The sequence below is a fragment of the Mesorhizobium sp. M0960 genome (assembly GCF_040319055.1).
Lineage (GTDB): Bacteria > Pseudomonadota > Alphaproteobacteria > Rhizobiales > Rhizobiaceae > Mesorhizobium.
This window is the reverse complement of sequence record NZ_JAMYNN010000004.1, coordinates 288,658-313,130: the sequence shown is the minus strand read 5'-3', so window position 1 is coordinate 313,130 and position 24,473 is coordinate 288,658. Positions and strand designations below refer to the sequence as shown.

At 63.0% G+C, this 24,473-nt stretch carries 25 protein-coding genes and 1 pseudogene; 9 read left to right on the top strand and 17 right to left on the bottom strand.

The annotated features are described in order from the left end of the window. Window positions 1-46 precede the first annotated feature (46 nt). Entirely contained in the window at window positions 47-1,366 is a 1,320-nt protein-coding gene (locus NKH63_RS12230; protein WP_352913994.1) for an MFS transporter, read from the bottom strand. Between the two features lie 120 nt (window positions 1,367-1,486). Between NKH63_RS12230 and NKH63_RS12225 the strand changes: the two genes are divergently transcribed. After that, complete coding sequence (locus tag NKH63_RS12225; protein ID WP_352515631.1) at window positions 1,487-2,404, top strand: LysR substrate-binding domain-containing protein; 918 nt, start codon at window positions 1,487-1,489, stop codon at window positions 2,402-2,404. A 14-nt stretch (window positions 2,405-2,418) separates the two neighbouring features. Here the strand turns inward: NKH63_RS12225 and der are convergent, their stop codons facing one another. Then, on the bottom strand, window positions 2,419-3,852 hold the full coding sequence (gene der / locus NKH63_RS12220; RefSeq protein ID WP_023716848.1) for a ribosome biogenesis GTPase Der: 1,434 nt from the start codon (window positions 3,850-3,852) through the stop codon (window positions 2,419-2,421). A 6-nt stretch (window positions 3,853-3,858) separates the two neighbouring features. Further along, window positions 3,859-4,524, bottom strand: a complete 666-nt coding sequence (locus NKH63_RS12215; RefSeq protein ID WP_023674063.1) for a tetratricopeptide repeat protein — start codon at window positions 4,522-4,524, stop codon at window positions 3,859-3,861. 203 nt (window positions 4,525-4,727) lie between these two features. On the opposite strand from NKH63_RS12215, the gene NKH63_RS12210 reads away from it, so the two are divergent. Further along, a complete protein-coding gene (locus tag NKH63_RS12210) occupies window positions 4,728-5,720 on the top strand; it encodes a polysaccharide deacetylase family protein (protein ID WP_023716847.1) in 993 nt (330 codons plus the stop codon). 25 nt (window positions 5,721-5,745) lie between these two features. On the opposite strand, the gene sbmA is transcribed toward NKH63_RS12210, so the two are convergent. The 3 genes from sbmA to NKH63_RS12195 all read right to left on the bottom strand — a co-directional run bounded on the left by sbmA (window position 5,746) and on the right by NKH63_RS12195 (window position 8,615). Then, the gene (gene sbmA / locus NKH63_RS12205; RefSeq protein ID WP_352484070.1) at window positions 5,746-7,023 is read right to left on the bottom strand and encodes a peptide antibiotic transporter SbmA; all 1,278 of its coding nucleotides are present in this window, start codon (window positions 7,021-7,023) and stop codon (window positions 5,746-5,748) included. A 116-nt stretch (window positions 7,024-7,139) separates the two neighbouring features. Next, window positions 7,140-8,294, bottom strand: coding sequence for a YbfB/YjiJ family MFS transporter (locus tag NKH63_RS12200; RefSeq protein WP_352484071.1), 1,155 nt, complete (start codon window positions 8,292-8,294; stop codon window positions 7,140-7,142). Window positions 8,295-8,405: 111 nt separating this feature from the next. Further along, the gene (locus NKH63_RS12195; RefSeq protein ID WP_352484072.1) at window positions 8,406-8,615 is read right to left on the bottom strand and encodes a hypothetical protein; all 210 of its coding nucleotides are present in this window, start codon (window positions 8,613-8,615) and stop codon (window positions 8,406-8,408) included. A gap of 97 nt (window positions 8,616-8,712) precedes the next feature. Here NKH63_RS12195 and NKH63_RS12190 point away from each other — a divergent pair, with 97 nt between their 5' ends. Beyond that, a complete protein-coding gene (locus NKH63_RS12190; RefSeq protein WP_352917912.1) occupies window positions 8,713-9,627 on the top strand; it encodes a LysR substrate-binding domain-containing protein in 915 nt (304 codons plus the stop codon). Here the strand turns inward: NKH63_RS12190 and NKH63_RS12185 are convergent. From NKH63_RS12185 to NKH63_RS12175, 3 genes and pseudogenes are all read right to left on the bottom strand, one after another. Further along, window positions 9,624-10,256, bottom strand: a pseudogene (locus NKH63_RS12185) (IS5 family transposase). The gene NKH63_RS12190 and the pseudogene NKH63_RS12185 overlap by 4 nt on opposite strands. Window positions 10,257-10,446: 190 nt before the next feature. Further along, complete coding sequence (locus NKH63_RS12180) at window positions 10,447-11,289, bottom strand: SDR family oxidoreductase (protein WP_352917911.1); 843 nt, start codon at window positions 11,287-11,289, stop codon at window positions 10,447-10,449. A 102-nt stretch (window positions 11,290-11,391) separates the two neighbouring features. After that, the gene (locus NKH63_RS12175; RefSeq protein ID WP_352484075.1) at window positions 11,392-11,775 is read right to left on the bottom strand and encodes a DUF1330 domain-containing protein; all 384 of its coding nucleotides are present in this window, start codon (window positions 11,773-11,775) and stop codon (window positions 11,392-11,394) included. A gap of 152 nt (window positions 11,776-11,927) precedes the next feature. Between NKH63_RS12175 and NKH63_RS12170 the strand changes: the two genes are divergently transcribed. The 3 genes from NKH63_RS12170 to NKH63_RS12160 all read left to right on the top strand — a co-directional run bounded on the left by NKH63_RS12170 (window position 11,928) and on the right by NKH63_RS12160 (window position 14,701). Beyond that, window positions 11,928-12,818, top strand: coding sequence for a LysR family transcriptional regulator (locus NKH63_RS12170; RefSeq protein WP_352917910.1), 891 nt, complete (start codon window positions 11,928-11,930; stop codon window positions 12,816-12,818). Between the two features lie 212 nt (window positions 12,819-13,030). Continuing rightward, window positions 13,031-14,287: an aminopeptidase gene (locus NKH63_RS12165; RefSeq protein WP_023716842.1), complete on the top strand. Its 1,257-nt coding sequence runs from the start codon at window positions 13,031-13,033 to the stop codon at window positions 14,285-14,287. 57 nt (window positions 14,288-14,344) lie between these two features. Continuing rightward, complete coding sequence (locus NKH63_RS12160) at window positions 14,345-14,701, top strand: DUF488 domain-containing protein (RefSeq protein WP_023716841.1); 357 nt, start codon at window positions 14,345-14,347, stop codon at window positions 14,699-14,701. Between the two features lie 201 nt (window positions 14,702-14,902). Here NKH63_RS12160 and NKH63_RS12155 read toward each other — a convergent pair whose 3' ends face one another. Continuing rightward, window positions 14,903-15,256: an ArsC family reductase gene (locus NKH63_RS12155; RefSeq protein WP_023716840.1), complete on the bottom strand. Its 354-nt coding sequence runs from the start codon at window positions 15,254-15,256 to the stop codon at window positions 14,903-14,905. A 174-nt stretch (window positions 15,257-15,430) separates the two neighbouring features. On the opposite strand from NKH63_RS12155, the gene NKH63_RS12150 reads away from it, so the two are divergent. Next, window positions 15,431-15,781 carry an ArsR/SmtB family transcription factor gene (locus tag NKH63_RS12150; protein WP_031193345.1) on the top strand — a complete coding sequence of 117 codons (351 nt, stop codon included), beginning with the start codon at window positions 15,431-15,433 and terminating at the stop codon, window positions 15,779-15,781. A gap of 2 nt (window positions 15,782-15,783) precedes the next feature. Continuing rightward, the gene (locus tag NKH63_RS12145; RefSeq protein WP_023716838.1) at window positions 15,784-16,263 is read left to right on the top strand and encodes an SRPBCC family protein; all 480 of its coding nucleotides are present in this window, start codon (window positions 15,784-15,786) and stop codon (window positions 16,261-16,263) included. A 244-nt stretch (window positions 16,264-16,507) separates the two neighbouring features. Here NKH63_RS12145 and NKH63_RS12140 read toward each other — a convergent pair whose 3' ends face one another. The 7 genes from NKH63_RS12140 to NKH63_RS12110 all read right to left on the bottom strand — a co-directional run bounded on the left by NKH63_RS12140 (window position 16,508) and on the right by NKH63_RS12110 (window position 23,056). Further along, a complete protein-coding gene (locus NKH63_RS12140) occupies window positions 16,508-17,008 on the bottom strand; it encodes a 2'-5' RNA ligase family protein (protein WP_352917923.1) in 501 nt (166 codons plus the stop codon). Window positions 17,009-17,127: 119 nt separating this feature from the next. Beyond that, on the bottom strand, window positions 17,128-18,213 hold the full coding sequence (locus NKH63_RS12135; RefSeq protein WP_023716836.1) for an ABC transporter ATP-binding protein: 1,086 nt from the start codon (window positions 18,211-18,213) through the stop codon (window positions 17,128-17,130). Beyond that, the gene (locus NKH63_RS12130; RefSeq protein WP_023716835.1) at window positions 18,203-18,811 is read right to left on the bottom strand and encodes a cupin domain-containing protein; all 609 of its coding nucleotides are present in this window, start codon (window positions 18,809-18,811) and stop codon (window positions 18,203-18,205) included. The genes NKH63_RS12135 and NKH63_RS12130 overlap by 11 nt, the downstream gene beginning before the upstream one ends. 59 nt (window positions 18,812-18,870) lie before the next feature. Beyond that, window positions 18,871-19,941 carry an ABC transporter substrate-binding protein gene (locus NKH63_RS12125; RefSeq protein ID WP_352484080.1) on the bottom strand — a complete coding sequence of 357 codons (1,071 nt, stop codon included), beginning with the start codon at window positions 19,939-19,941 and terminating at the stop codon, window positions 18,871-18,873. Beyond that, window positions 19,926-20,804, bottom strand: a complete 879-nt coding sequence (locus NKH63_RS12120) for an ABC transporter permease (RefSeq protein ID WP_023716833.1) — start codon at window positions 20,802-20,804, stop codon at window positions 19,926-19,928. Before NKH63_RS12120 ends, NKH63_RS12125 begins: the two co-directional genes overlap by 16 nt. Then, the gene (locus tag NKH63_RS12115) at window positions 20,801-21,688 is read right to left on the bottom strand and encodes an ABC transporter permease (protein WP_352917909.1); all 888 of its coding nucleotides are present in this window, start codon (window positions 21,686-21,688) and stop codon (window positions 20,801-20,803) included. The genes NKH63_RS12120 and NKH63_RS12115 overlap by 4 nt, the downstream gene beginning before the upstream one ends. Before the next feature lie 84 nt (window positions 21,689-21,772). Beyond that, on the bottom strand, window positions 21,773-23,056 hold the full coding sequence (locus NKH63_RS12110; RefSeq protein ID WP_023716831.1) for an NAD(P)/FAD-dependent oxidoreductase: 1,284 nt from the start codon (window positions 23,054-23,056) through the stop codon (window positions 21,773-21,775). Window positions 23,057-23,281: 225 nt separating this feature from the next. Between NKH63_RS12110 and NKH63_RS12105 the strand changes: the two genes are divergently transcribed. Then, window positions 23,282-24,439, top strand: a complete 1,158-nt coding sequence (locus tag NKH63_RS12105) for a fumarylacetoacetate hydrolase family protein (protein ID WP_352917908.1) — start codon at window positions 23,282-23,284, stop codon at window positions 24,437-24,439. Window positions 24,440-24,473: the final 34 nt, after the last annotated feature.

The following is a 24,473-nucleotide window of genomic DNA, read 5'->3' as shown; positions in this document are numbered from 1 at the left end:
GGGGCGTTAACAGCTTAGAACGTTGTTTTCCCATCTCATGTCGAAGTCAGGCGCTTTTGCGGCCATCGCTTGACGGAAGAAAGATCGGCCAGGCGATCAGTGCGCAAATAGCCGCACCCAGCCAGACGCCTGCCCACGAGCAGAGCACGAGAAGTCCGGGGATGGCGATCGGCACCAGGAAGAAGGCAATGAAGACCAGGCTGTTGGCGAGGCCGAGCGCCGTTCCGGCCTGGCTCGCGCCGGCCAGCGTCGCAAGCTCGGTGTAGGCGACGCCATGCCAGGAGGAGACGCAAATGCCGGCCACGACCAGCATCGCGACGATCGCCGGCGACAGCATCGGCACTTGGCCTGACAAGAATTGGGCCGCCAACAAGACGAGCGCCGCAAGCACGGTGAAGGCGATCAGGCTCAACAGGCTGCACAGACGCAGAAACGACCGGCGGTTGCCGTGACGGTCGGTGTAGCGGCCGCTCCAGACGCGCATGACCATGGCGCCGACCTGCACGGTGGCGAGGCTGGCGCTGATCACGGCTGTTCCCATGCCGGCGAAATCATGCAGGAAGACGGAAGCAAAGGTGAGCACCGCCACCTGCGGAAAGCACAGCAGGCCGATGGCTGTTGCGATGCGCCAGACGGCCGGGTTGCGCAGCGGCGCCGGGCCGGCCGGCAATGCCGTGCTGCTCGAATTGGTATCGTCATGCACCGGTGGCTGATGCAGCCAGCGCCAGGCGAGAGAGGTCGAGACGGCGGATGCAGCCGCCAGAAGTCCGAAGACCGCCGTGAAGCCATGGGCCGAAGCGAGCGACGGCAGCACGAGCGCGCCAAGCCCGCCGCCAAGCGGCACCGCTGTCTGCCTGATGCTCATGGCAAAGCCGCGCTCGCCTTCGCCGAACCAGGCCATGATGGCACGGCCGCTGGAGCCGTTGACGCTGCCGCCGAGCAATCCGGTGACCAGCAGGGCAGCGGCGAGAAGCGCGATGCCAGGAATGTGGGCCGGTGACGGCACGATCAGCGCGGCCATGACAAGCAGCCAAACCGCGGTTGCGCCGAGCCCGGTCAGCAGCACGCGGCGGTCGCCCCAGCGATCGGTCAGCAGTCCCCACGGCAATTCGCTCAGCGCTACGCCCAGGCCGAGAAGACCAAGCGCCATGCCGAGTTCGCCATTGGAGAGATGATAGCCCGAGCGCAGGAACACCGCCGTCGCCGGAATGCCGGAGAAGGTCGCGGAAAAGCAGGCATTGGCGGCGACGCCGATGCCCAGCACCTTCCAGCGATGATTGGCTCGAAGTGCCGCCGCTTCCGACGGGGCGGCAACGGCGCCTGGGCGAAACGGTTTGCAATCTGGTCCTGTGGCGACAGCAGACATGGTTCAGCTCCTGCATGGGCTGGTTGCGTTCGGTCTTGACGCGCTGTCTCTATCGCCATAGCTTCGTCCTGAATATCAGGAAGTTTTTGACGTAATGTCCCAAATACCAGGATTATTGCCATCCGACGCGTGACATTCGATCTCGACGTCCTGCGCAGCTTCGTCACCGGTATGGAGTTGGGCAGCTTCGCCAAGGCCGCCGACCGGCTCGGCCGCTCGACCTCGGCAATCAGCGCACAATTGAAGAAACTGGAGGAGCAGGCGGCGACGCCGATCTTCCGAAAGTCGGGGCGCAGCCTGGCGCTGACCGAGGCAGGCGAGACCATGCTGGGCTATGCGCGGCGGCTGATCGAGCTCAACGACGAGGCCGCGTCCGCCATCCACGACGTCGAGCTGGAGGGCTGGGTGCGGCTTGGATTGCAGGAGGATTTCGGCGAGGCGGTCCTGCCGGAGGTGCTCGGGCGCTTCGCCCGCGCCCATCCCAAGGTCAAGATCGAAGCCAGGATCGCACGCAGCCACGAGCTTGCCGAACGGATCATTTCGGGCAGCCTCGATATCGCGCTTGCCTGGCACAATGGCGCGACGCTGCCCTACAGCCGGCATGTCGCCGACGTCCAGATGCGCTGGATCGGCCCGGCAAAACAGATCGAGACCAGCCTGCGCGATGGCGAGCCTTTGCCGCTGGTGGCGCTCGAAGCGCCGTGCCTGCTCCGCAGCGTGGCGACCGAAACCCTGGACCGCGCCGGTCTGGCATGGCGGATGGCCTTCTCCAGCCCGAGCCTTGGCGGTATCTGGGCAGCCGTCGCCGCCGGGCTCGGACTGACGATCCGCACCGATATCGGCCTGCCGGCCACCGTCAGGGCGATGACGCCGGGGATCGCCGGGCTGCCCGCTTTGCCCAAGATGGCGCTGTTCCTGCATCGCAAGGAGGCCGAGCCCGACCCGGTGGCGGCGCGGCTTGGCGACATCCTGCTGCAGGCGGCGCTGGAAGCGTTGCCGCAGACGCAAACAGCGCCTGTCCTGCGCAACGTGGCGTAGAGGAGAAGTGGCGCTCAGCGGCGCTTCTTTGCCTTGCTGGCGAATGGGTTGTCCGAGGTGCGCAAGGCGATGCGGATCGGCACGCCGGGCATGTCGAAAGCCTCGCGCAGGCTGTTCGAGAGATAGCGGACATAGGATTGCGGCATCGCGTCGGGCCGTGAGCAGGAGACGACGAAGCCCGGCGGCCGCGTCTTGGCCTGCGTGACATATTTGATCTTCAGCCGGCGTCCGGCGACGGCGGGCGGCGGGTGATGCGCCAGGATGCCTTCCAGCCAGCGGTTGAGCTTGCCGGTCGACACGCGGCTGTTCCAAACGCGATGCGTCCTGATGACAGCATCCATCAGCTTGTCGAGGCCACGCCCGGTCTCGGCCGAGACCGGCACCGCCTGCATGCCGCGCGCCTGCGGCAACAGCCGCTCGGTTTTTTCGCGCAGCTCGGCCAGCAACTCCTGGGGATGGTCGATAAGGTCCCATTTGTTGAAGGCGATCACCGGGGCACGGCCCTCGCGGATGATCAGGTCGGCGATCTGCAGATCCTGCTTCTCGAAGGGAATAGTCGCGTCGAGCACGATGATGACGATCTCGGCAAAGCGGATGGCGCGCAAGCCGTCCTGCACCGACATCACTTCGAGCTTTTCGTGGATCCTGGCCTTGCGGCGCATGCCGGCGGTGTCGAACAGTTTTAAGCGGCGGCCATGCCAGTCCCAGTCGACCGAGATGGAATCGCGGGTGATGCCGGCCTCGGGGCCGGTCAACAGCCGTTCCTCGCCGATCAGCGCGTTGATCAGCGTCGACTTGCCGGCGTTGGGACGGCCGACGACGGCGATGCGCATCGGCTTGGTGTCGTCATAGCTCGGCTCTGCGTCCGGGTCGGTGATGTCCTCGCCGATCAGCACCTCGCTGGCGGCGACCTCATCCTCGCCGGCCTCTTCGTCCTCGCCGAAGGCGCGCGCCTCGCCAAGTGCCGCGATCACCGCGTCGCGCAGATCGGGCAGGCCCTGGCCGTGTTCGGCCGAGACCGGGATCGGTTCGCCAAGGCCGAGCTCCCAGGCCTCCAGCATGCCGCCCTGGGCGCCGCGCGCCTCGGCCTTGTTGGCAACGACGACAACCGGCTTGCCGGACTTGCGCACGATCTCGGCGAACGTCTTGTCGTCGGGCATCAGCCCGGACTTGGCATCGATCGTAAAAAAGATCAGGTCGGCCTCGCGGATGGCGATCTCGGTCTGGGCGCGCATGCGGCCGGGCAGCGTCGAGGCAGCCGCATCCTCGAAGCCGGCGGTGTCGATGACGTCGAAATGCAGGTCGTAGAGCTTTGCGGCATGGACGCGGCGATCGCGTGTGACGCCGGGCGTATCGTCGACAAGCGCCAGCTTCCTTCCCACCAGCCGATTGAAAAGGGTCGATTTGCCGACGTTAGGCCGGCCGATGATGGCGACTTTGAAGGTCATGGACTATCACGACACGCCGCCCGAGCCGCGGATCAGCTCGGACATCAATGTCGCCCGCTCGCGCGTGTTGCGCGGGGCGCCGTCATCCGCGGCGATCTGGTCGAACAGCTTCAATGCATCCGCCGCCTTGCCTTCCTTCCAGGCGGCAAGGCCAAGCGCCTCGCGCGCCGTATGGCGCAGCGTGTTGGTGTCGGCGGTGAGCGCCTCGACGCGGCTGGAGACATCGGCGAAAGAGCCGTGGTCGACCAGAAGCAGCGCTGCCCTGAGACGAGCCATGTCGCGAATGCCGGAGGGGATCTTGGTGTCGGCGGCGACCTCGTCGAAATCCTTGACGGCGGCGTCGACGTCGCCCTTGTCCGCCTTGACGGTTGCCGCGCGCATGCGGGCGAGCAGCGGATAGGCGCCGTAGCCGTCCTTCTCCAACGCCTCCAGAGCGGCAAGCGCCTCGTCGTTCTTGCCGTCATTGGCAAGCTTGAGCGCCTGCGAAAAAGCATCGCCCGAGCGGTTGGCGCGGGTCTCGTCCCAATAGCGGTAGCCGACGACAGCAGCAGTGCCAAGCACCACCAGCACGGCCAGCACGAGCAAGGCGGGACCGAAACGGTCCCACAGCGCATGCGCCTGGTCGCGACGAATCTCTTCGTTGACTTCGCGGATAAAACTGTCGTCCGACATGATCAAAACCATTCATGCCCCCGGGCGGGGCGGTTGATGAGCCCGCGTTTTAGCGAAATTTTGCCGGCATGGAAGGGGTTCGGCAGGAAAATCGCCTATTCACGAGGCAGTCGCCGCCAACGGCGGCCGACAGGTCGATCGTACCCGTGCCATATTTCACCGGTAGGCGTCGCTTCTACATTCCTTGACCCGGTCAGATGCCTTTGCCCCGTTTGTCCCGCGTTGTTGCGTTTTCCATTGCCGTGTTTGCTGCCGGCGCGGCTTGCGCCGACCCGCCGGCGCCGCCGGCAAAACCGAAGCAGATCGTCATCATCTCATTCGACAGCGCCCGCGACATTTCGCAGTGGCAGCGCAGCCGGGCGCTGGCCGCACGCACGGGTGCGCATTTCACCTATTTCGTCTCCTGCGTATTCCTGCTGTCGCCCGAGACGCGCAAGGAATACACCGCGCCCGGCAAGACAGAAGGCAAATCGAACATCGGCTTTGCCGCCTCCAAACAGGAAGTCGCCGAGCGGCTCGAGCAGATCAACCTCGCCGCCTCGGAAGGCCACGATATCGGCAGCCATGGCTGCGGCCATTTCGACGGCAAGGACTGGAGCAAAGCCGACTGGCTAAGCGAGTTCGGCTCGTTCAAGCATGTTCTCGAAAACGCCTATTCGATCAACGGCATTGCACCCGAACCAAAGGGCTGGCGCGATTTCGCAGGCAAGGCAGTGGTCGGCTTCCGCGCGCCTTATCTGTCGGCAAACAAGGCGCTCTACGAGGCGCTGCCTGCGGCCGGTTTCCTGCTCGACGCAAGCGGCGTCTCGCGTGGGCCGGTTGAGCCACCGACCGTCAGCGGCATCACGCGTTTTTCGCTGCCGCAGATCCCGGAAGGGCCGAGCTCAAGGCGGGTGATCGCCATGGACTACAATCTCTATGTCAGACATTCCGGCGGCTTCGAGCGGCCGAGCATGGCAGAAGAGTTCGCTGACCGGGCCTATCACGCGTTCCGCGCCGCCTTCGATGCGCAATACCGGGGCAAGCGCATTCCGCTGGAGCTCGGCTTCCACTTCACGCTGATGAACGACGGCGCCTACTGGAACGCGCTGGAACGCTTTGCCGGCGAGGTCTGCATCAAAGCGGACGTCGAGTGCATCAGTTTTCGCGATTATGTCGCGCGGCGCGGAGAAAGGCAGACGGCGGTGGGCGGCTGAGCCCAGTGCTCGCCGCCCGCCAGTCTTAGCTTGCCGGCTGGTCCTCAGGACGCAGCCCGGCTTGCTCACGTTCCAGATAGTGCTGGTCGATCGCCGGCAGCGGCTCGCCCTTGATCGTGGCTTCGAACGCTCGCAGCCGCTTGTGGACTGACAAGAGCTCAACGATCGTTGACCAGGAATTAACAAGATATTGGAACGAGCTGGTCACTTGGCTGAACGCGGAATTGACCTGGTTGACGAGACCCAACGTCAAGGTTCCGGCGACCAACGAAGGAGTCATCAAAAAAAGAGGGAATATGGTATTTAGTTGCAAGTAGAGATAGCGGACCACATTGAAATAGACGTAGTGGAAATAGAGCCGGAAGTAGTTCTGGCGCACATTTCCGAACAATTCGGAAACGGTCGGCGGCTGCGCTCGGGACTGATCGTCCTCACCATAAACAAGTTCCTTGCGGTAAGCGGCTTCGACGCGCTGGTTGCGAAACTGCAAGCCGGGCAGCTTTATGCCGGCGGTGGCAATGCATACCGTCCCAAACATCGCCCAGAAGATCGCAGCCAAAACCAACGGCTGCGGCACCTGACCGATGAAAGGCAATGCCGTAATGTGCTTTGAGTAGGCAAGCAAAATCGGCATGAAGGCGATCAAAGTCATTATCGAATCAATAAAGCTGGTCCCAAGATCTTCCATGATCTTTGAAAAGCGCATCGTGTCTTCCTGCACGCGCTGGGAAGCTCCCTCGATGCTCCGCACCCTAGGCCAATAGGACATGTAGTAGTCGTTCATCGCTGTCCGCCAGCGAAACACCCAATGGCTTACAAAGAAATTTGTCAGAACGTAAACAGTAACAGCCACCAGAGCGATGCCGAGGAAAGTTATTAACTGCGCATAAACATCATACTCTGTCGCCTTCACACTTTTGCTCACAATGCCCTGGATCAGATCCCAGAACGGCCCGTACCAGGCATTGATCGCTACACTTACCTGAACCTGAAAATAGGTCGTGAACAAGATCAGCGAGCTGCCAAGGATCGACCAGCGGTCCCACGGGTGCGGGGAATACCAATGCCAGAAGGCGTAAAAGAGCAGCACACCAAGTGTAAAATAGATGTAGAACCAAAGGAACGGAGGCGACCAGAAAACGGAAACGCCAATGATCGGCGCCGCGTCCACTGCAGGGAGGGGAAATCCGACCAAAGCGCCTAGCTGGTCGCCGCCGAGAAACCACACGGCCACCATGACCGCACTCCAGACGGCGGCCGAGGTGAAAAAGAGCTTCGGCTGCGGAAAAAACGATACGAACACTGTGGCGAAATCCTCGGTCGGCGCAAATCAGCGGCGTTGGTCAGCGGGCATAAAGTCACACATTAGTGGGAAAGAAAATGCCCGTGCCCGACGCCCGGCGCCGAGCAAGACCATAATCATGGCGATTTTGGCGCAGCCGACCAGGCGATCGCACCGGAAGCGAGCAGGACGGCGGCGGCAACGATCGAGGCGAGGAAAAAGTTACCCGAGGCCTGCGCAAGCAGCCCGGCGACGATCGGGCCGATGATCTGGCCGAGGCCGAAGGCGGCCGTCATCACCGCCAGCATCCGGCGTGGCGCTTGCGGAGCAAGCTGCCTGCCGGTCTGCAGGCCAAGCGCGGTGATGGCGATGAAGGTGCCGCCGACAAGAAGGCCGCCGAGCAGCGGCCCTGTGTGCCCGCCCATGATGACACTGGCGCTGACGCCGACCACCTCGACCAGGCACCCAAGCGCGTAGGTGGCATAGAGCCCGATTTTAGCCGCGAGCTTCTGCCACAGCCAGACCGAGGGAAAACCGGCAAGTCCGGTGACCATCCAGACCACAGCCTCGAAGACGCGGCCGCCGCCGCCCTGGCGGACGATGGCGACCAGGAACGTTGCCGTGACGATGTAGCCGAAGCCGAACAGGCCGTAGGCGACGATGATCTTCACCAGCGATCGGTTTTTCGGCAGTGCCGGCTCGCTCCCGGTGGTGCTGTTCGCGGCCGAGGTGCCGCCGGCCAGCAGGGCGACGGCGGCAAAGCCGCCGGCCGAAATCACCGCCGACCACAGCCAGCCCGCCGCCCAGCCGGCATGTTCGGTGACGAGGATTGCCAACAGCGCCGAGGACGCCGCGATGCCGACGCCGACGCCGCCGAAATACAGCGCCTGCAGGTCGCTTCGCCCGGCTGCGGCGAGATGACCGAAAACGATGCTGGTCATGAAGACCAGCACGAAAGCGCTGGCGAGGCCAGCAAGAAAGCGGATGAGGAGAAAGGCGGGCATGGTGCCGGTCAGGCCCATCAGCCCGGCGAGGATCGCAGTGGCGGCAAGGCCGGCCAGCATCAGGTGGCGCTCGCGGCCTTGCGCCCAGCCGTCGGTGGCGGCAAGCGCGCCGACGAGGTAGCCGAGATAATTGGCCGATGCGATCCAGCCGGCATCGGCCGGCGACAGGCCGAGCTCTTCCATCATTCCGGGCAGGATCGGCGTATAGACGAAGCGGCCGATGCCCATGGCGACGGCCAGGGCGATCATGCCGGCGATTGCCAGGCGCAAGGGCGAAGCGATGTTCATCGCGGTGCACCATAGGTGCGCCTGCCGGTGAGACAATCCGCCTTTTATTGGGCCAGAAGTGTTCGCGGCCGCGTCGGCGGCTGGCTCACCTGAGTGCTTCGTTCAGGAGACTCAGTCGCAGCAGGTCCTTGTCGAGGCCGTCTCATAATGAGTGCGACGCGCGGTCAGCCTGAACGGCATGTCGGCGAGTTCGCGCTCCGACATGGTATCGAGGAGCGGATGCGCCAACGGATCGGTCACCCGATTGATGGCCTGGCTGTCATGCCGGTGTGGCTGCATTCCAATCGGAGAAAAGGCGCCGAGCCATGATAAAATCTTCATCGGATTTGCCTCCTCACTCTGAGTAACCCACCTAGAATCCGGCATTCGGCAGCGCTTGGCAATTGAGATTTCAGCCGTACGAGTTTAGAGAAACTGTATGGCTATGCTGAACCGTGTCCATCTCAACGGCCTGCGCGCCGTCGAAGCCGTCGCCCGCCTGGGCTCGCTTGCAGCGGCGGCCGGCGAGCTCAACGTCTCGGTCAGCGCCGTCAGCCAGCAGATCAACCGGACCGAAAAGCAGCTCGGCCGGACGCTGTTCGAACGAACGCCAGCTGGCCTCGTGGCGACCGAATTCGGTGCCATCTTCACAACGCGGCTCAGCGCAGGCTTTCGCGAACTTGCGCAGGCGATGGCGCTTGCCGATGAAAGCTCGGAGTGCACGCTGGTGGTTTCGGTAGCGCCGGCCTTCGCCTCGAAATGGCTGCTGCCGCGGCTGTCGCGGCATTTCGCCCGGCATCCGAACGTGCTCCTGCGGATCGATGCCTCGGTGCGGCTTGCCGATCTCGATCGCTCGGACATCGACGTCGCCATCCGGCTCGGCGACGGCAAATGGCCGGGCGGGCGGGCAGAATTGCTGCTGGCGCAGGAGGTGTTTCCGGTCTGTGCACCGGTGATCGCCAGCAAGCTGAAATCGATCGAGGACCTTGCTTTGACCTGTGCGATCACCGACGAAAGGTCGATGATCAGCTGGGAGAGCTGGTTCGAAGCGGCCGGCGTGGAGCCGGTCACCTTCATGCAGGGCGCGCGCTTCACCGATCCGATGCTGTGCCTGGAATCGGCGATTGCCGGTCACGGTGTCATGCTCGGCTGGCAGTTGCTGGCCGCCGACGCGCTGGCCGATGGCCGGCTCGTCGCGCCGTTCGGCGCGAGGGCGCAGAGCGGGCTTGGCTATTGGCTGGTGACCTTGGCCAGCAAGAGCGAAAGCCGTAAGGTCAGGGATTTCAAGATCTGGGTGCGCGAAGAGATCGAGGCGACGATGGCGCAGTTCAGATCGCTCGAGAGGGCCAGCTAGGACGTAGACTCATTACCGCGTAGCCAGATGCGGATTGCGACGAGTTTGAGCGCGGTAAGATAGTTCTCAGCCAGCTTGTCGTAGCGGGTTGCGATGCGGCGGAATTGCTTCGCTTTGTTGAAGAAGCGCTCAACTAAGTTGCGGGCCTTATACAAGAAGGGGCTGAAGCAGATCGGGTCCTTGCGGTTGGCCTTGGGCGGGATGTTGGCCCATGCTTTTCGCTCGCTGACCGCATTGCGCAAGGCGTCGGCATCATAGCCCTTGTCGGCGAGTAGCATGGCACCCTCCGGCAAATCCGTGATCAGGTCCGCGGCCGAGGTAATGTCACTCATCTGACCTGCCGTGAGCATCAGTTTGATCGGCATGCCTTTGGCGTCGACAAGAGCATGGATTTTGGTTGTCAGCCCGCCTCGGGAACGACCGAGACAATGATCTCGATCCCCCTTTTTTGCCGTCGCGCCCTGCTGATGGACGCGAACAATAGAGGTGTCGATCATCTGCACCTTGCCGTCATGGACTTTGGTGATAGCACGCGCCGATCATCGACACGCGGCACACCTCGTGGCCTTTTTGGGCAAAAGTGGCTTGATCACGTGCCATTCGAAGTCGGTCAGGTCATATCGGCTCATGCAGAGTCTGGAATCAGATTCCCCTGCAATAGGAAAGCCGCCAGTCGACAATCGACCTCTTAGCGGACGTATTTGATCAATTCACAGGTGGTCTTGGGAGTGCCGCAGCCACGAAGTCTTGACCTCGGAATTGCAGTGCCAATGGTGTTCAGCCACCAGCACGGCAAGTCCGGACGTTCCGCAGGGGTCGTTAGTTGCGGCCGTTGTCATCGATGGCGAGGGAACTCGACAGCTCGCGATAGGTATCGATCTGCTGCTGCAGAATGGCAATCTTCTGCTCTGCCGTGGCAATGGCATCGGCACCGGCAAGGAAACGGTGGGGCAGCACGTCCCCAGCCGCGAGCGTGATCAGGGCGCGCGCAAGCTTGGCGGGGTCACCTCCTTGCTTGCCGTTTTGAGAACGCCAGAAAGCGATCTGCGCCGTCCGCCGCTCATGGTAGTCCTCGACGGAAGGCGCGGCATAGTTGGTCGACTCTTCCGTGAGAAGCTCGGTGCGGAAGAAGCCGGGGTTCACGATCATCGTCTCGATGCCGAACGGCACGACTTCGGTCTGCAGCGCCTCCATCCAGCCGTCGAGGCCAAACTTCGAGGCTGAATAGGCCGAGCAGAACTCGAAACCCATCAGCCCGGCCGTCGAGGAGATCGAAATGACCCTGCCGGACCGCTGGTTGCGCATCGCTGGCAGAAAGGCCCGCGTCACCTTCATGGGACCGACGAGGCTGGTGCTGAGCTGCAGTTGCATCTGTTCGACGGTCAACTCTTCGAAGTACCCGGCAAAGAAACTCGCCGCATTGTTGACCAGCACGTCGATGCGGCCAAACCGGTCAAGCGTTGCCTGGGCAGCGGCTTCGGCGTCGGCCGCGCTCGTCACGTCCAGCTTGACGATAAGGAGGTTCTCGGACTTTCCGACGGCCCTTGCGACCTTTTCCGTGTTGCGGCCGGTTGCCACCACCTTGTGGCCCGCCGCCAACGCGGCCTTGGCGATATCCAGACCGAGGCCCCGGCCTGCGCCGGTGATGAACCAAACACTCATATTGGGCTCCTGTTGTCTAGGCCGCAGCTCGGCCTCGAATTCGGACGGATGGCCAGCATGGGCTGACGTCCCATGCTGGTACCCATCCGCTAGCGGACTGCATCACTGCGGAAGGCCGGCGCCTTCGGTGATAATGCGAAATCCTTCGGTCGACTTGGTAAAAAACTGCCGGGCCGCCGTGTATCCCGGCGAGTTGTAGTAGCGCTTGGCGTCAGCAAGGCTCGGGAACTCGGCGATGGCGATCACCGATCTCGAGCTTCCTTCGATGGCAGTGACATTAGGATTGTAGACGATCACGCGGCCGCCATACTGGGTGACGAGCGGCGAGGCGGCTTCGATGTACTGCTGAAACACCGCCTGATCCTTGATGTCATAGCTGCCGATCATGTAGGCGCGGGGGACGGCGCCCGTCGCTTCCTGAGCAAAGGCGGCCGGGCTCACGATCATGGTGAGAGCGGTGAGCGCGCCCACGATTACCTTCTTCATTTTGTTCTCCTTCAGTGGGCCAGTTGGACGGTAGGCATTGCGCGGAGAGTTGCTCCGGTTGACCGTCTGGCCTTGATGTCAGGAAGTTAGCTCCTTTAGCGGCATGCAATTAGATGGTATAATTTGCATGAGCTTAGAAGGGGGATTGATGAATGCGTCGCGACAGCCTGGATGACTTCCTGACCTTCATCGCCGTCGCCCGCGAGCGCAGCTTCACCAAGGCGGCCGCCATGCTCGGCGTGTCGCAGTCGGCTCTGAGCTATTCGATCCGGACGATGGAAGAGCGCCTCGGCGTTAGGCTGCTGACCCGCACGACCCGCAGCGTCTCGCTAACCGAAGCGGGGGATCGCCTGTTTCGAAGCATCGCTCCCAAGTTAGATGAGATCGCAAGCGAGATTGCCGCCCTCAGCGCCCTGCGCGACAAGCCGGCCGGCACAGTCCGGATCACCACGGTGGAGCATGCCGGCGAGACCATCATCTGGCCCGCCATGGTCGGGCTCATGCGCGACTATCCCGACATCAGGGTCGAGATTATCCACGACTACGGCTTGGCAGACATTGCGGCCGATCGCTTCGATGCGGGTGTACGGCTTGGCGAACAGGTGGACAAGGACATGATCTCGGCGCGCGTTGGGCCAGACTTCCGCATGGCGGTTGTGGTAGCGCCTTCATACTTCGCAAGCCGCTCCCGTCCGGTCACGCCTGAAGACCTTGCCGATCATGCGTGCATACCCCTGCGACTGCCCACAGGCGGCTGTGCACCGTGGGAGTTTCGCAAGGAGGGGCGGGAGTTGAGGGTGCGCGTTCAAGGACACGCCGCGTTCAACACCCTCGCGATGATCTGTCAGGCCAGCCTTGAAGGATTCGGGCTCGCCTATCTGCCCGAGGATCTGGTGGCCTACCCACTCGAACAGGGTCGCCTGGTGCGTGTTCTTGAGGACTGGTGCCCCCTTCGGCCGGGATATCACCTGTATTATCCAAGCCGGCGCCAACACTCGCCGGCTTTCGCACTCGTGCTGGAAACGCTGCGCTACCGCGACTGAGTGCGGTTGAAATAAGGGTCGTCAGACCTCGACGACCATGGCACCTATCCAAGCCGCCCAGTACAGGAAGTCCGGAGCGTCCGTTTCCCACCGATCCCAGTCTTCCCCAATTTATGAGTTCACGGCCTAGGGCTGCCGGCGTCATCAGAGTGGAAAGGTCGGTAGCGCCGGTCTATGTAAGAAACAGTCCCCAAATCACGGCAGGCAGGATCATGACCACACATTCGCGCGGCGTTTCCGCAACCATCGACCCGGTGAAGCTCGACAGGCTGGCGGAGGTCGCCGTCAAGGTCGGGCTGCAATTGCAGCCGGGGCAGGATCTGGTGCTGACCTCGTCTATCGCCGCGCTGCCTCTGACGCGGCGGATCGTCGAGCACGCCTACAAGGCAGGTGCGGGCCTGGTGACGCCGATCTTCAACGATGACGAGATCACGCTGGCGCGCTTCCGCTACGGCGCCGACGCCGGCTTCGACCGCGCCGCCGGCTGGCTCTTTGAAGGCATGGCAAAAGCCTTCGCCAATAATGCGGCGAGGCTTGCCGTGCGCGGCGAGGATCCGTCGCTGCTTTCTTCTCAGGACCCGGCAAAGGTGGCGCGTGCCAACAAGGCGAATTCGATGGCTTACCAGCCGGCGCTGGAGAAGATCACCGGCTTCGATATCAACTGGAACATCGTCGCCTATCCCGATCAGGCCTGGGCCAAGCAGGTTTTCCCGGACGACGCCGAAGACGTCGCCGTGGCCAAGCTAGCCGACGCCATCTTTGCGGCCTCGCGGGTGGACGTCGAAGACCCGATCGGCAACTGGACGGCGCACAATGCGGCGTTGAAGAGCCGCACCGAATGGCTGAACGGCCACAATTTCCACGCACTGCATTTCACCGGCCCCGGCACCGACCTGACCGTCGGACTGGCCGAAGGCCACGAGTGGATGGGTGGTGCCTCGACCGCCAAGAACGGCATCACCTGCAACCCCAACATCCCGACCGAAGAGGTTTTCACCACGCCGCATGCAAGGCGCGTCGAGGGTCATGTCACCAGCACCAAGCCGCTGTCCTACCAGGGCACGCTGATCGACGGCATTGCGGTGCGTTTCGAGGCGGGGCGCATTGTCGAGGCCAAGGCCACGAAGGGCGAGGATGTGCTGCAAAAGGTGCTGGACACCGACGAAGGCTCGCGCCGTCTCGGCGAGGTGGCGCTGGTGCCGCATTCCTCGCCGATCGCCAAGAGCGGGCTGCTGTTTTTCAACACGCTGTTCGACGAGAACGCCGCCTGCCACATTGCGCTCGGCCAGTGCTACTCGAAGTGCTTCGTCGACGGCGCCTCGCTCAGCCAGGACGAGATCGCGGCGCGCGGCGGCAACAAGAGTTTCATCCACATCGACTGGATGATCGGCTCCGACAAGATCGACATAGACGGCATCCACAAGGACGGCAGCCGCGTGCCGGTGATGCGCAAGGGCGAGTGGGTTTAGGCCCGGGATCGCTAAGCGAAGGCCAGCAAGCATCGGCGCCTGCTGGCCCATGCGGAGTTGGCAATGGAGCTCGCGGTCAAGCGCATCTATGAGCCGCCGGCGCCCGATGACGGGCAGCGGGTGCTCGTCGATCGCATATGGCCGCGCGGCATCGCCAAGCAGGACGCGGCGCTGACGGCCTGGCTAAAGGACATCGCGCCAAGCGACGCGTTGCGCAAATGGTTCGGCCATGAGCCGGCGCGCTGGGCGGAGTTCCAGCGGCGATACCGCGATGAGCTTGAACGGAACGGCGAGGCGGTGGCGGAACTGCGCGCCTTGCTCCGTGAAGGCAAGGTGACGCTGCTCTACGGCGCCCATGACGAGGCGCACAACAATGCGGTGGCACTGGCTAGCTATTTGCGTGAGAACAATTAGTCACGCCGGCGGGACAGCACCCCTCTCTGTCCTGCCGGACATCTCCCCCTCGTGGGCCCCCAAGGGGGGGAGATTGGCAGCTTCGCCGAAAGCGCCCTTCTTTGGAGACTAGCGAACGCCGAAGTGACATCCAATCACCCCACTAGAGTGGGAGATGTCCGGCAGGACAGAGGGGGCGCGACGGATCGCGGCGGGTCGGTCCTATTTCCCACTCACCGCCTGCTGATAAACATCAGGCTTGAAGCCAACGAGAACCCTGTCGCCAAGTTCCAGCACCGGTCGCTTTATCATCGTCGGTTTGGCCAGCATCAGCGCCTTGGCCTTGTTCTCGTCCAGACCCAGTCTGTCCTCCTCCGACAGTTCGCGAAACGTCGTGCTCGCCTTGTTGAGCAGGATTTCCCAGCCGACCTTGCCTGACCAGCCGTTCAGCCGATCCGCGTCAAGCCCGTCTGCCCTGTAATCGTGAAAGCGATAGGCAACATCATGGCTCGCCAGCCAGGAACGCGCCTTCTTGACCGTATCGCAATTGGTGATGCCGTACATGGTGATCGTCAAAACGCTTCCTCGGATCGGTCGAATCTGATGGCACCCTAAAACCGTGCCTCTCACTTTTCCAGCTGCCTTGCCAGGCATCCGTGATTTTTGCGCTTGCCAATAGTAAGGAATTTTCCTAACTATTGTCCCGAGCTAATTTTGGTCACGCGGAATGGCCGAGGCAAGGAAATGACCATGACGAGCCTGCAGACCGAAAGCCCCCCACCGATCGACGGCATTTTCCGTGCGCTCGCCGATCCGACCCGGCGGCGCGTGGTCGAGCGGCTGAACCGAAGCCCCGCCTCGGTCAGCGAGCTTGCCCAGCCGTTCGAGATGGCCCTGCCATCCTTCATCGAGCATCTCAGGGTTTTGGAAGGCTGCGGGCTGGTGCGTTCGGAGAAGGCCGGCCGCGTCAGGACCTACCGGCTTGCGCCGGAGCCGCTGAAGCTCGCGGAAAGCTGGCTGGCCGAGCAGCGTGAGCTGTGGGAGCGCCGTCTCGACCAGTTCGACGACTACGTGCTGAAACTCAAGGAGACAGACAGATGAATATGGTCGCGTTTTTTCAACCCGATCCGAAGCTCGACCTCGTGCTCGAACGGACGATCGAGGCGCCACGAGAACTGCTGTGGACGGCCTTGACGAAGCCCGAGCATGTCCGCCAATGGTTCACGCCGAAGCCGTGGATCATCACCGATTGCGAGATCGACCTGCGGCCCGGCGGTCTGTTCCGCACCCGCATGCAGTCGCCCGACGGCAAGGAGGTCAACGACAGGCGTTGCTGCTACCTCGAGATCGTCCAGAACGAGCGGCTGGTGTGGACCGATGCGCTGCTGCCCGGCTACCGGCCGTCAGGCGACCCATTCATCACAGCCGTCATATCGCTGCAATCGCAGGGCGAGGCGACGCGCTACACCGCGACCGCTATCCACCGCGACGAAGCCACGCGCAACAGCCACGAGGAGATGGGCTTTTACGACGGCTGGGGCACGGTGGCGGATCAGTTGGCGGGCTACGTCAAGACGATCTGAGGGGACCCTGGCTTGGCTCACATTGCGGCCACGGAATCGTCGTGGCCGTTCAACCGCCAGCGCCCGAGCTCTTCGTACCGGCCTTGCCGGATCAGACTGCGGATGAGCACAAAGTCACGTACGGTCCAGCTGATGGGTTCGATCGCCCGTTCTCGAACCCTTTGAACCCGCAATTTGTCACGAAGCAATGTAACATGAGGTTCAAAGGAGCTCCCCACAAAGGGCTTCAGCGGGCTGTCGGCGATCAGGGCGGTAAGAACGCTTGCAGCGGCGGGACGCCGTCGCTGCCACGCAGCACCAACGCACCGCCGCCGAAAGCCGACAACCGATCGAACGACACCTCAAACGGTTTCGCCTGGACCATCGAGGCGACGTGGCGGGCGATTTTGACCAATTCCTCCGGCAGTCCATCATAGTCGCCGAGCCCAATAAGCGAGATGTGCAGGCGTTCCGCCGGAAACACTTGCCCTCGCAATCCCGATTCTCGCCGCCAGACGGCGGCCCGGCGTGCAAGCGGCACGGCGATCGTACTTTCAAGAAGAATGGCGAAGAACAGCCGGTCATTCCAGCGCCGATCCAGCTCCTGCCAGTTGAACACGGCTTGGCCGTTTTCGGTGATCCTGAATGCGGGCAGCTCATTCATGTTCATTGCTCCTCTCAAAGCCATTCCCGCCCAGCCAAGCAGAATAGAACAAAAAGGGAACAAATCAAACGAAAATGATACGAGCGCCGGTACTGGCAGCACCAACGCTCGCAACCACATTTCGGTCGGCCGTATGTTGATGGCTCAGGCGCTGTCGCCGATGATGCCCTTGATCTCGAGGAAATCGTGGATCGCCCGGTCGGCGTATTCGCGGCCGTTGCCTAGCTGGACAGCATAGGGCAGTTGGCGCCACGGCGCAGGCTGATATGCGCCACGTCGCCGACGCTGAATTGAAAACCCTCCGCCCGGCGCGGCGCGTCGATCACCACCTGTGTCCCCTGCCCCAGCTCCGCATGAAGGCGCAAGGTGCGGCCGTGGAAGACGATGCTGTTCACCCGCACCGGTACAGTGCCGGCCGCCGCTTCGGTCGTCGCCAAAAAATCCTCTGGACGCACGCCGATGGTGCGCACCGTGCCCTCGCCAGGCAGTTCGCCCGTCTCCGAAACCGCTTCCAGCGGCAGGGCGCCGGCGGCGAACCGCAAGCGCTCGCCGTCACGGCCGACGAAGCGCGACTGCAGAAGGTTCATCGTGCCGATGAAGCTGGCAACGAATTTGGTGGCGGGCCGGTCGTAGAGGGTCGCCGGCGGCGCAATCTGCTCGATGCGGCCTTTGTTCATGACGACGATGCGATCAGAGATCGACAGCGCCTCGGTCTGGTCGTGCGTGACCATGACGAAAGTGGTGCCGAGGCGCGACTGCAGTCGCTTCAATTCGACCTGCATCTGTTCGCGCAGATGCGCATCGAGCGCCGACAACGGCTCGTCGAGCAGCAGCACGCGCGGTTCGCAGACGATGGCGCGGGCAAGCGCGACGCGCTGGCGCTGGCCACCCGACAATTCGGACACGCGGGCGCCGAGCTTTTCAGCAAGGCCGACCATGTCGAGCGCTGCGCCGACGCGCTTTGCCTGTTCGGCACCGGAGAGCTTGCGCAGCGACAAGCCGAAGCCGACATTTTCGGCGACGTTCATGTGCGGGAACAGCGCGTAGTCCTGGAATACGGTATTGACCGGACGGTCGAAGGGCCTGAGCGCACTGATGTCGCGGCCTTCGAGCAGAACCTTGCCGCTCGACGGGCTTTCGAAGCCGGCGATGACCCGCAGGCTGGTGGTCTTGCCGCAGCCGGATGGTCCGAGCAGGGTCAGGAACTCGCCGCGCGAAATATCGAGATCGACGGCATCGAGCCCGACGATGCTGCCGGGGAATATCTTGGAGACCTTGTCCAGCCGGACGAGTGGATCAGGTGCCATCGCGAACCTCGGACGGCTTGGTCGTGTTGACCCACAGGATCTGGCAGCGCTCGCTGCCCGGATTGCGGAAAGCATGCAGCAAGGTGCTCTTGAAGGCGAAGCTGTCGCCGGCCTTCAGGCCGTATCTGGTCGAATCGACCACCAGCTCGACCTCGCCCGAAAGGACGAACCCGAATTCATGGCCGGCATGGGCGTAGGCTTCGGCGGTGCCGCCACCGGCCTCCACCGTCACCAGCATGCCGGTCAGCGCAGCAGCCGGCGGCGACAGCAGCGACTTGGCGATGCCTTCCGACTTGACCGGGATCTGACGCCGGCTGTTGGCGCGCACACAATAAAGATCGTTGCCGGCGTCGTTGCCGTCGGCGATCAGCGCGGACGGCTCGATGTCGAGGGCGGCGGCGAGCGGCCAGATCACTCGGACCCGCAATGACGACATGCCGCGCTCGATCTGGCTCAGCGCTCCGATCGAGACGCCGGCTTTGGCTGCAAGTTCGGCCAGCGAGAGATTACGCTCCAGCCTGAGCGCCCGCACGCGCCGGCCGACCCTGACGTCGGCGTCGTCCTTCGGCTTCTCAGCCGCTTCGTCCAGCATGTCCATCCATTCGTCCTTTTTGCCAACGCTTTCCCTTCCCCTTGCGGGAGAAGGAAGAAGCAGGCTCAGCCGCCCGCCTTGACCTTCTCGAACATCTTGGCGAGTTCATCATTCTGTTTCATCGGCCCGGTGAAGATGGTGGTCTTCAACATCACTTCCGGATCGGACGGCAGCTGCAATTTCTCCAGCTCCTCCTTCGGCACGGCAGCGAAAGCCGAGCTGGTCGAGCTGCCATAGCCATAGGCCTGGATCAGGTATTTGCCCGAGTCCGTTTCCAGCCGGCTGTTGATGAAGTCATAGGCGAGGTCGACGTTCTTGGCGTCCTTGAGCATGACGAAACCGCAAGCCCAGGTAAGCATGCCTTCCTTCGGCTTCATGAACTCGACAGGCACGCCTTGCTTCTTCAGCGACGTGGCCGAGGCATTCCAGGTCATGGCGGCGACCAGCTGGCCGCTGGCCAGCGCCTGTTCGACCGATGTCATGTCTGTGGTGTAGTTTGAGAGCAGCGGGCGCTGCTCGCGCAGTTTCTCCGCAACCTTGTCCATCTGTTCCGCCGTCATGTCGAATGGATTGACGCCGGCAAGAAGGGCCGCCACCACCGGAGTGTCGTGGACGGCATCGATGGTCGCCATGCGCCCGGCATATTGCTTGTCCCAGAGCAGGTTCCAGCTCGCTTCCGGGTTCTTCACCAGATCGGTGCGGTAGAGAATCGAGGTGTTGCCCCAGTCCCACGGCACCATCCAGACCTTGCCGTCGCCGGCCTGCAGGTCGGGCAGGTTCTTGAAGACCGGGAAGATCGAATCCCAGTTCTTGATGCGCTTGGTGTCGATCGGCTGCAGCAGGCCTTCCTTGTTCCAGCGCGCCACCTTGTCATAGCATGGGTGCGCGACATCGGGGCGGAAGCCGGCCTTGACCTTGGTGAAAGCGTCATCGTCGTCGCCGAACATCGAGGCTTCGACACCATCCGGGTGCGCGGCGAGGAAGCTCTTGTTGAAGTCGGGCAGCTCATAGCCCGACCAGGTGAAATATTGCAGCTTGTCGCCGGCAAAAGCGACAGTCGACGCAAGCGCCAGCGCGAAGGCGGCCAGTCCGGTTTTCGCTGTCTTTGTCGTTATCGATTTCAGGTCGAATGCCATTGCAGTTCTCCTCTTTCGGTTTCTTCTGGTTTTGACAGGCTGGCGGTCGCTGGCCGCTGAGCGGCGGCAAGCCCGCGATGGCGCAGGATTTCGGCGAGTGCGGCGGTGACGAAGGACACGGCCAAGATCGCCGTGCCCAGCGCCATGACGGTCGGCAGCGATTTCGGGAAGCGCAGCTGGCTCCAGATATAAAGCGGCAGCGTCGGCTCGGTACCGGCAAGGAAGAAGGCGACGATGAACTCGTCGAACGAGGTCAGGAAGGCCAGCATGAACGCCGAGATAATGGCGGGCAGGCTGAGTGGCAGCATCACCCGCCTGAAGGTCGTCCAGTCGGAGGCGCCGAGGTCGAGCGCTGCCTCACGGATGGTCTTCGGGATGGCGGCGAAGCGGCTGCGCATGACCACCACCGTCGCCGGCAGCGCCACCAATATGTGGCCGAGCACAATGGCAATGCGCGACGGCCCAAAGCCGGCGAGGTTGACGAGGATGAGCAGCGATATGCCGACGATGACGCCTGGGATCAGGATCGGCAGCCGCGCTATGGCACTGATGGTGGCGGCCAGCGGCGAGCGTCCGTAGAGGTCCATGTAGGACACCGTGATGCCACAGAGCGTGGCGCCGGTGGCGGCAATGGCGCCGATGACGAGGCTGTTGGCGAGCGCACCGGACAGCGCCGAATTGCCTAACAGCGTGCCGTACCATTCAAGCGTAAAGCCTTGCAGGGGAAATGCCGCCTGGACGGAATTGTTGAAGGAAAACAGCGGGATCAGCAATATCGGCAAATACAGGAACACCAGATAGGCAAGGACATAGGCACCGAGCCAGCCGCCGCCCTGCCTTGCATCGATACGCGCTGTGTTCATGTGCGGCTGCGGTATCGGCGGTCGGCGAAGCGCACCACCAGCACCACGGCGAGAATGACAAGCATGACGGCGACGGCGAGTGCGGCGCCGAACGGCCAGTCATTGGCCTTGCCGAACTCGGCCTGGATCAGTGTGCCGATCATCGTGCTGGCAGGGCCGCCGACCAGCGCCGGGGTGACGTAGTCGCCGACGGTCGGCACAAAAACGACGAGGGCCGCAGCCAGCACGCCGGGCATCGAATTGGGCAGCACGACGCGGCGGAAGCTGGTGAACGGTTTTGCGCCGAGATCGGAAGCGGCTTCGAGCAGCGATTTCGGGATCGTGTCCAGCGCCACGTAGATGGGCAGGATAGCGAATGGCGCATAAGCGTGGGCGAGCGTGACGACGACTGCTGCCGGCGTATTCAAGAACGCCAATGTCGGCTCCGACCAGATGCCGCTTTCAATCAGCGCCGAGTTCAGCACGCCATTATAGGCAAGCACGATCTTCCAGGCGAAGACGCGCAGGAGATAGCTGGTCCAGAACGGCAGGGTCAGCAGGAACAGCAGCAGCCCACGCTGCCGCCCGGCATGGAAAGCCAGATAATAGGCGACGGGATAGGCGGTGACGACGGTTGCGAGCGTGACCAGGCCGGCGATGCCCAGCGAGCGCAGCGTCACCGTCCAGTACAGTGGATCGGTGGCCACAGTGACGAAATTCGCAAGGGTAAAACCAGCCCCCAGCAGCGAGCCGTCATTGCCGCGGAAGGCAAGGAAGAACACCAAGCCAAGGGCGAAAAGGATCAGCAGAAAGGTGACCAGCCCGCCGGGCAGCAGCATAGCGAAACGGAAGCCTGGCGAAGACCGGGTTTCCGGCAGCGGCTGCGTTGCGGCAATGGTCGACATTGACTGTCCGTCGAAATTTGAAATCGACTAAGCTTTTTTCATATTGGTGAAACTGTCAAGCTGTTTCACGCTGGGGAATGAAAGTCAGCGTTCGAACGCGTCCAGCATCCGGTACCAGGCGATGGTCGCGGCAACGCCGACCTGCCGAAACGCGTGAAAAGGGATCGGCCGGATCGGCGATATCGGGAACGGCAATTGCCTGGTGTCGCCGCTCGACAGATAGGAGGCGATGCGCTCGCCAAGCGCGGTCATCAGGCCGATGCCGCGGCCCTGGCAGCCGACGACCGCCAGCAGACCCTTCTCTGGCTCGTGGATATGCGGGAGATGGTCCGGCGTCATTGCCACCCGGCCGAACCACCGCTTTTCAATGGCAATGTCTGACAGCGCCGGATAAAGCCGCAGCAGCGCGCGTTCAAGATGCGCCCAGTCGGCCGGGCCGTTCGGCAAAGCCATGCGGCCGCGCCCGCCGAGCACCAGCCGGCCGTCGGCACTCTTGCGGTAATAGACGAGGATGCGGCGCGAATCCGAAACCGGCTGCCCTTCCGGCAGGATCGCCGCGGCGAGATTGGACGATAGCGGCGCTGTCGCGATCTGGAAGGAATGCAGCGGAACGATCGTCTCGGCGAGGCCCGGAAGCAGGCCGCCGGTATAGGCGTTGGTCGCCAGAACGACCGCCTTGGCCTTCAGTTCGGCGCCGCTTTCCGCCGAAACGTGCCAAATGCCAGCACCCTTGCTGATCTGCATCACGTTCTGGCGTTCGGCGATCTTCACGCCCGCCGCGGCAGCGACGCGCGCCAGTTCCGACGTGTAGGCGAGCGGATCGATGACACCGGCGCGGCGATCGAGCCAGCCGCCGAGATAGCCTTGCGCGCCGGTCATCGTCGCAATCTCCGTCGCGCTCAGCAGCCGGACATCGGCGCCGCGGGCGCGCCACTGCCGATCCCGGTTTGCCGCCGCTTTTAGCGCGGTCCCGGTATGCGCCGCCTGGATCCAGCCATTACGGACGAACGGCACCGCCAGTCCTTCGTCGCGGATCAATTCGAAGACGGTGTCAGCGGTCGAGGCGGCAAAGTTGACGAGCGCTTCGCCGCGCTCCAGACCAAAATGCTCCAGCAGCCAGTCCGGATCGTATTTCAGGCCGGGAATGACCTGACCGCCGTTCAGGCCGGATGCGCCATTGCCGATTTCGCCGGCGTCCAGCACCTGGACGGCAAGACCGAGCCGGGCGGCGTGCAAGGCCGTCGACAGCCCCATGATGCCGCCGCCGACGATGACGACATCGACGCGTCGGCCGGCTGGAAAAAGCGACTGGAACGCGGTTGCTGTCCGCGGCTTTTGCCAGATTGGATCGGAAAACCGTAAGCGCAAGCGTCACCTGGAGATTTCAGTAAGTGAAAACCCTAGCGACGGTTTCATTATTTTGAAAGAGCGTTTTCCATGGCCATGGGCGCACGTCAGGCTCGATCAAGGTCCAGCGATGCGAAGACCGCTGGAAAGAATTGACAAAGCTCACCCTGGAAGCGGGATAGACGTTTGGCGGGAATTTGTTGAAAGTGCCGCGGCCAAAGGACAAGACAACAGGAAACGCAAGTCATGACGAACGCCACACATTTGCCCGCCGAGGGCCTCTTCGTAGGCCGCGCCCGGACGAGCGATGCTTCCCATCCGCTGGTGGTCACGGTGCGCGACGGCACGGTCTTCGACATCACGTCAAATGTGGCACCGACCGTACGCGACATTTGCGAATTGCCGGATCCGGCAGGACACGTCCGCTCGGCCAAGGGGCGGCCGATCGGCCCGCTCGAAGCCATTGCCGCCAACAGTTTCGAGACAGCGCGCGATCCGGGAACGCCGTACCTGCTGTCCCCCGTCGACCTGCAGGCGATCAAGGCGTCTGGCGTTACCTTTGTCGTCAGCCTGCTCGAGCGCGTCATCGAGGAACAGGCGCGCGGCTCGGCGGAGAAGGCCGACGCCATTCGAGCCGACATCGCCGGGCTGATCGGCCACGATCTGTCGAAGCTCAAACCCGGCTCGCCGGAAGCGATGGAGATCAAGGCCAAGCTGATCGCGCGCGGCGCCTGGTCGCAATATCTGGAAGTCGGCATCGGGCCCGATGCCGAGATCTTCACCAAATGCCAGCCGATGGCCTCGGTCGGCTTCGGCGCCGATGTTGGCCTGCATCCGGTTTCGACATGGAACAATCCGGAGCCGGAGATCGCCATGATTGCCGCCAGCAGCGGCAGGATTGTCGGGGCGACGATCGGCAACGACGTCAATCTGCGCGACGTCGAGGGACGCTCGGCGCTCCTGCTCGGCAAAGCCAAGGACAACAACGCTTCGGCAGCACTTGGCCCCTTTATCCGGCTGTTCGACGAGACATTTTCCATCGGCGACGTGAAGAAGGCGGTCGTACGGCTGAAGGTCGAGGGCGAGGACGGGTTCTCGCTGGAGGGCGCCAGTTCGATGGCCGAGATCAGCCGTTCGCCGGAAGAGTTGGTCGCCGCCGCGATGGGGCCGCACCACCAGTACCCGGACGGGCTCGCGCTCTATCTCGGCACGATGTTCGTGCCGTCGAAGGATCGCGGCGAAAAAGGCAAGGGTTTTACCCACAAGATCGGCGACATCGTCACCATCTCGTCGGAGAAGTTCGGCGCCTTGGTCAACCGCGTGCGGCTGTCACCCGACTGCCCGCACTGGACCTATGGCGCCAGCCATCTGATGCGCGACCTCGCCAGAGCCGACCTGATCTGAATAGAGAACGATCCAATTCGGCAGTAACCAGGCC

What these genes read in the sequence shown, in the direction of transcription:
- NKH63_RS12190 (WP_352917912.1), top strand. Translation starts at nt 8,713, where the DNA reads ATGGCTATGCTGAACCGTGTCCATCTCAACGGCCTGCGCGCCGTCGAA.
- NKH63_RS12135 (WP_023716836.1), bottom strand. Translation starts at nt 18,213, where the DNA reads ATGGCACCTGATCCACTCGTCCGGCTGGACAAGGTCTCCAAGATATTC.
- NKH63_RS12195 (WP_352484072.1), bottom strand. Translation starts at nt 8,615, where the DNA reads ATGAAGATTTTATCATGGCTCGGCGCCTTTTCTCCGATTGGAATGCAG.
- NKH63_RS12170 (WP_352917910.1), top strand. Translation starts at nt 11,928, where the DNA reads ATGCGTCGCGACAGCCTGGATGACTTCCTGACCTTCATCGCCGTCGCC.
- NKH63_RS12165 (WP_023716842.1), top strand. Translation starts at nt 13,031, where the DNA reads ATGACCACACATTCGCGCGGCGTTTCCGCAACCATCGACCCGGTGAAG.
- NKH63_RS12230 (WP_352913994.1), bottom strand. Translation starts at nt 1,366, where the DNA reads ATGTCTGCTGTCGCCACAGGACCAGATTGCAAACCGTTTCGCCCAGGC.
- NKH63_RS12215 (WP_023674063.1), bottom strand. Translation starts at nt 4,524, where the DNA reads ATGTCGGACGACAGTTTTATCCGCGAAGTCAACGAAGAGATTCGTCGC.
- NKH63_RS12125 (WP_352484080.1), bottom strand. Translation starts at nt 19,941, where the DNA reads ATGGCATTCGACCTGAAATCGATAACGACAAAGACAGCGAAAACCGGA.
- NKH63_RS12200 (WP_352484071.1), bottom strand. Translation starts at nt 8,294, where the DNA reads ATGAACATCGCTTCGCCCTTGCGCCTGGCAATCGCCGGCATGATCGCC.
- NKH63_RS12105 (WP_352917908.1), top strand. Translation starts at nt 23,282, where the DNA reads ATGACGAACGCCACACATTTGCCCGCCGAGGGCCTCTTCGTAGGCCGC.
- NKH63_RS12180 (WP_352917911.1), bottom strand. Translation starts at nt 11,289, where the DNA reads ATGAGTGTTTGGTTCATCACCGGCGCAGGCCGGGGCCTCGGTCTGGAT.
- der (WP_023716848.1), bottom strand. Translation starts at nt 3,852, where the DNA reads ATGACCTTCAAAGTCGCCATCATCGGCCGGCCTAACGTCGGCAAATCG.
- NKH63_RS12175 (WP_352484075.1), bottom strand. Translation starts at nt 11,775, where the DNA reads ATGAAGAAGGTAATCGTGGGCGCGCTCACCGCTCTCACCATGATCGTG.
- NKH63_RS12120 (WP_023716833.1), bottom strand. Translation starts at nt 20,804, where the DNA reads ATGAACACAGCGCGTATCGATGCAAGGCAGGGCGGCGGCTGGCTCGGT.
- NKH63_RS12115 (WP_352917909.1), bottom strand. Translation starts at nt 21,688, where the DNA reads ATGTCGACCATTGCCGCAACGCAGCCGCTGCCGGAAACCCGGTCTTCG.
- NKH63_RS12130 (WP_023716835.1), bottom strand. Translation starts at nt 18,811, where the DNA reads ATGGACATGCTGGACGAAGCGGCTGAGAAGCCGAAGGACGACGCCGAC.
- NKH63_RS12150 (WP_031193345.1), top strand. Translation starts at nt 15,431, where the DNA reads ATGACGAGCCTGCAGACCGAAAGCCCCCCACCGATCGACGGCATTTTC.
- NKH63_RS12145 (WP_023716838.1), top strand. Translation starts at nt 15,784, where the DNA reads ATGGTCGCGTTTTTTCAACCCGATCCGAAGCTCGACCTCGTGCTCGAA.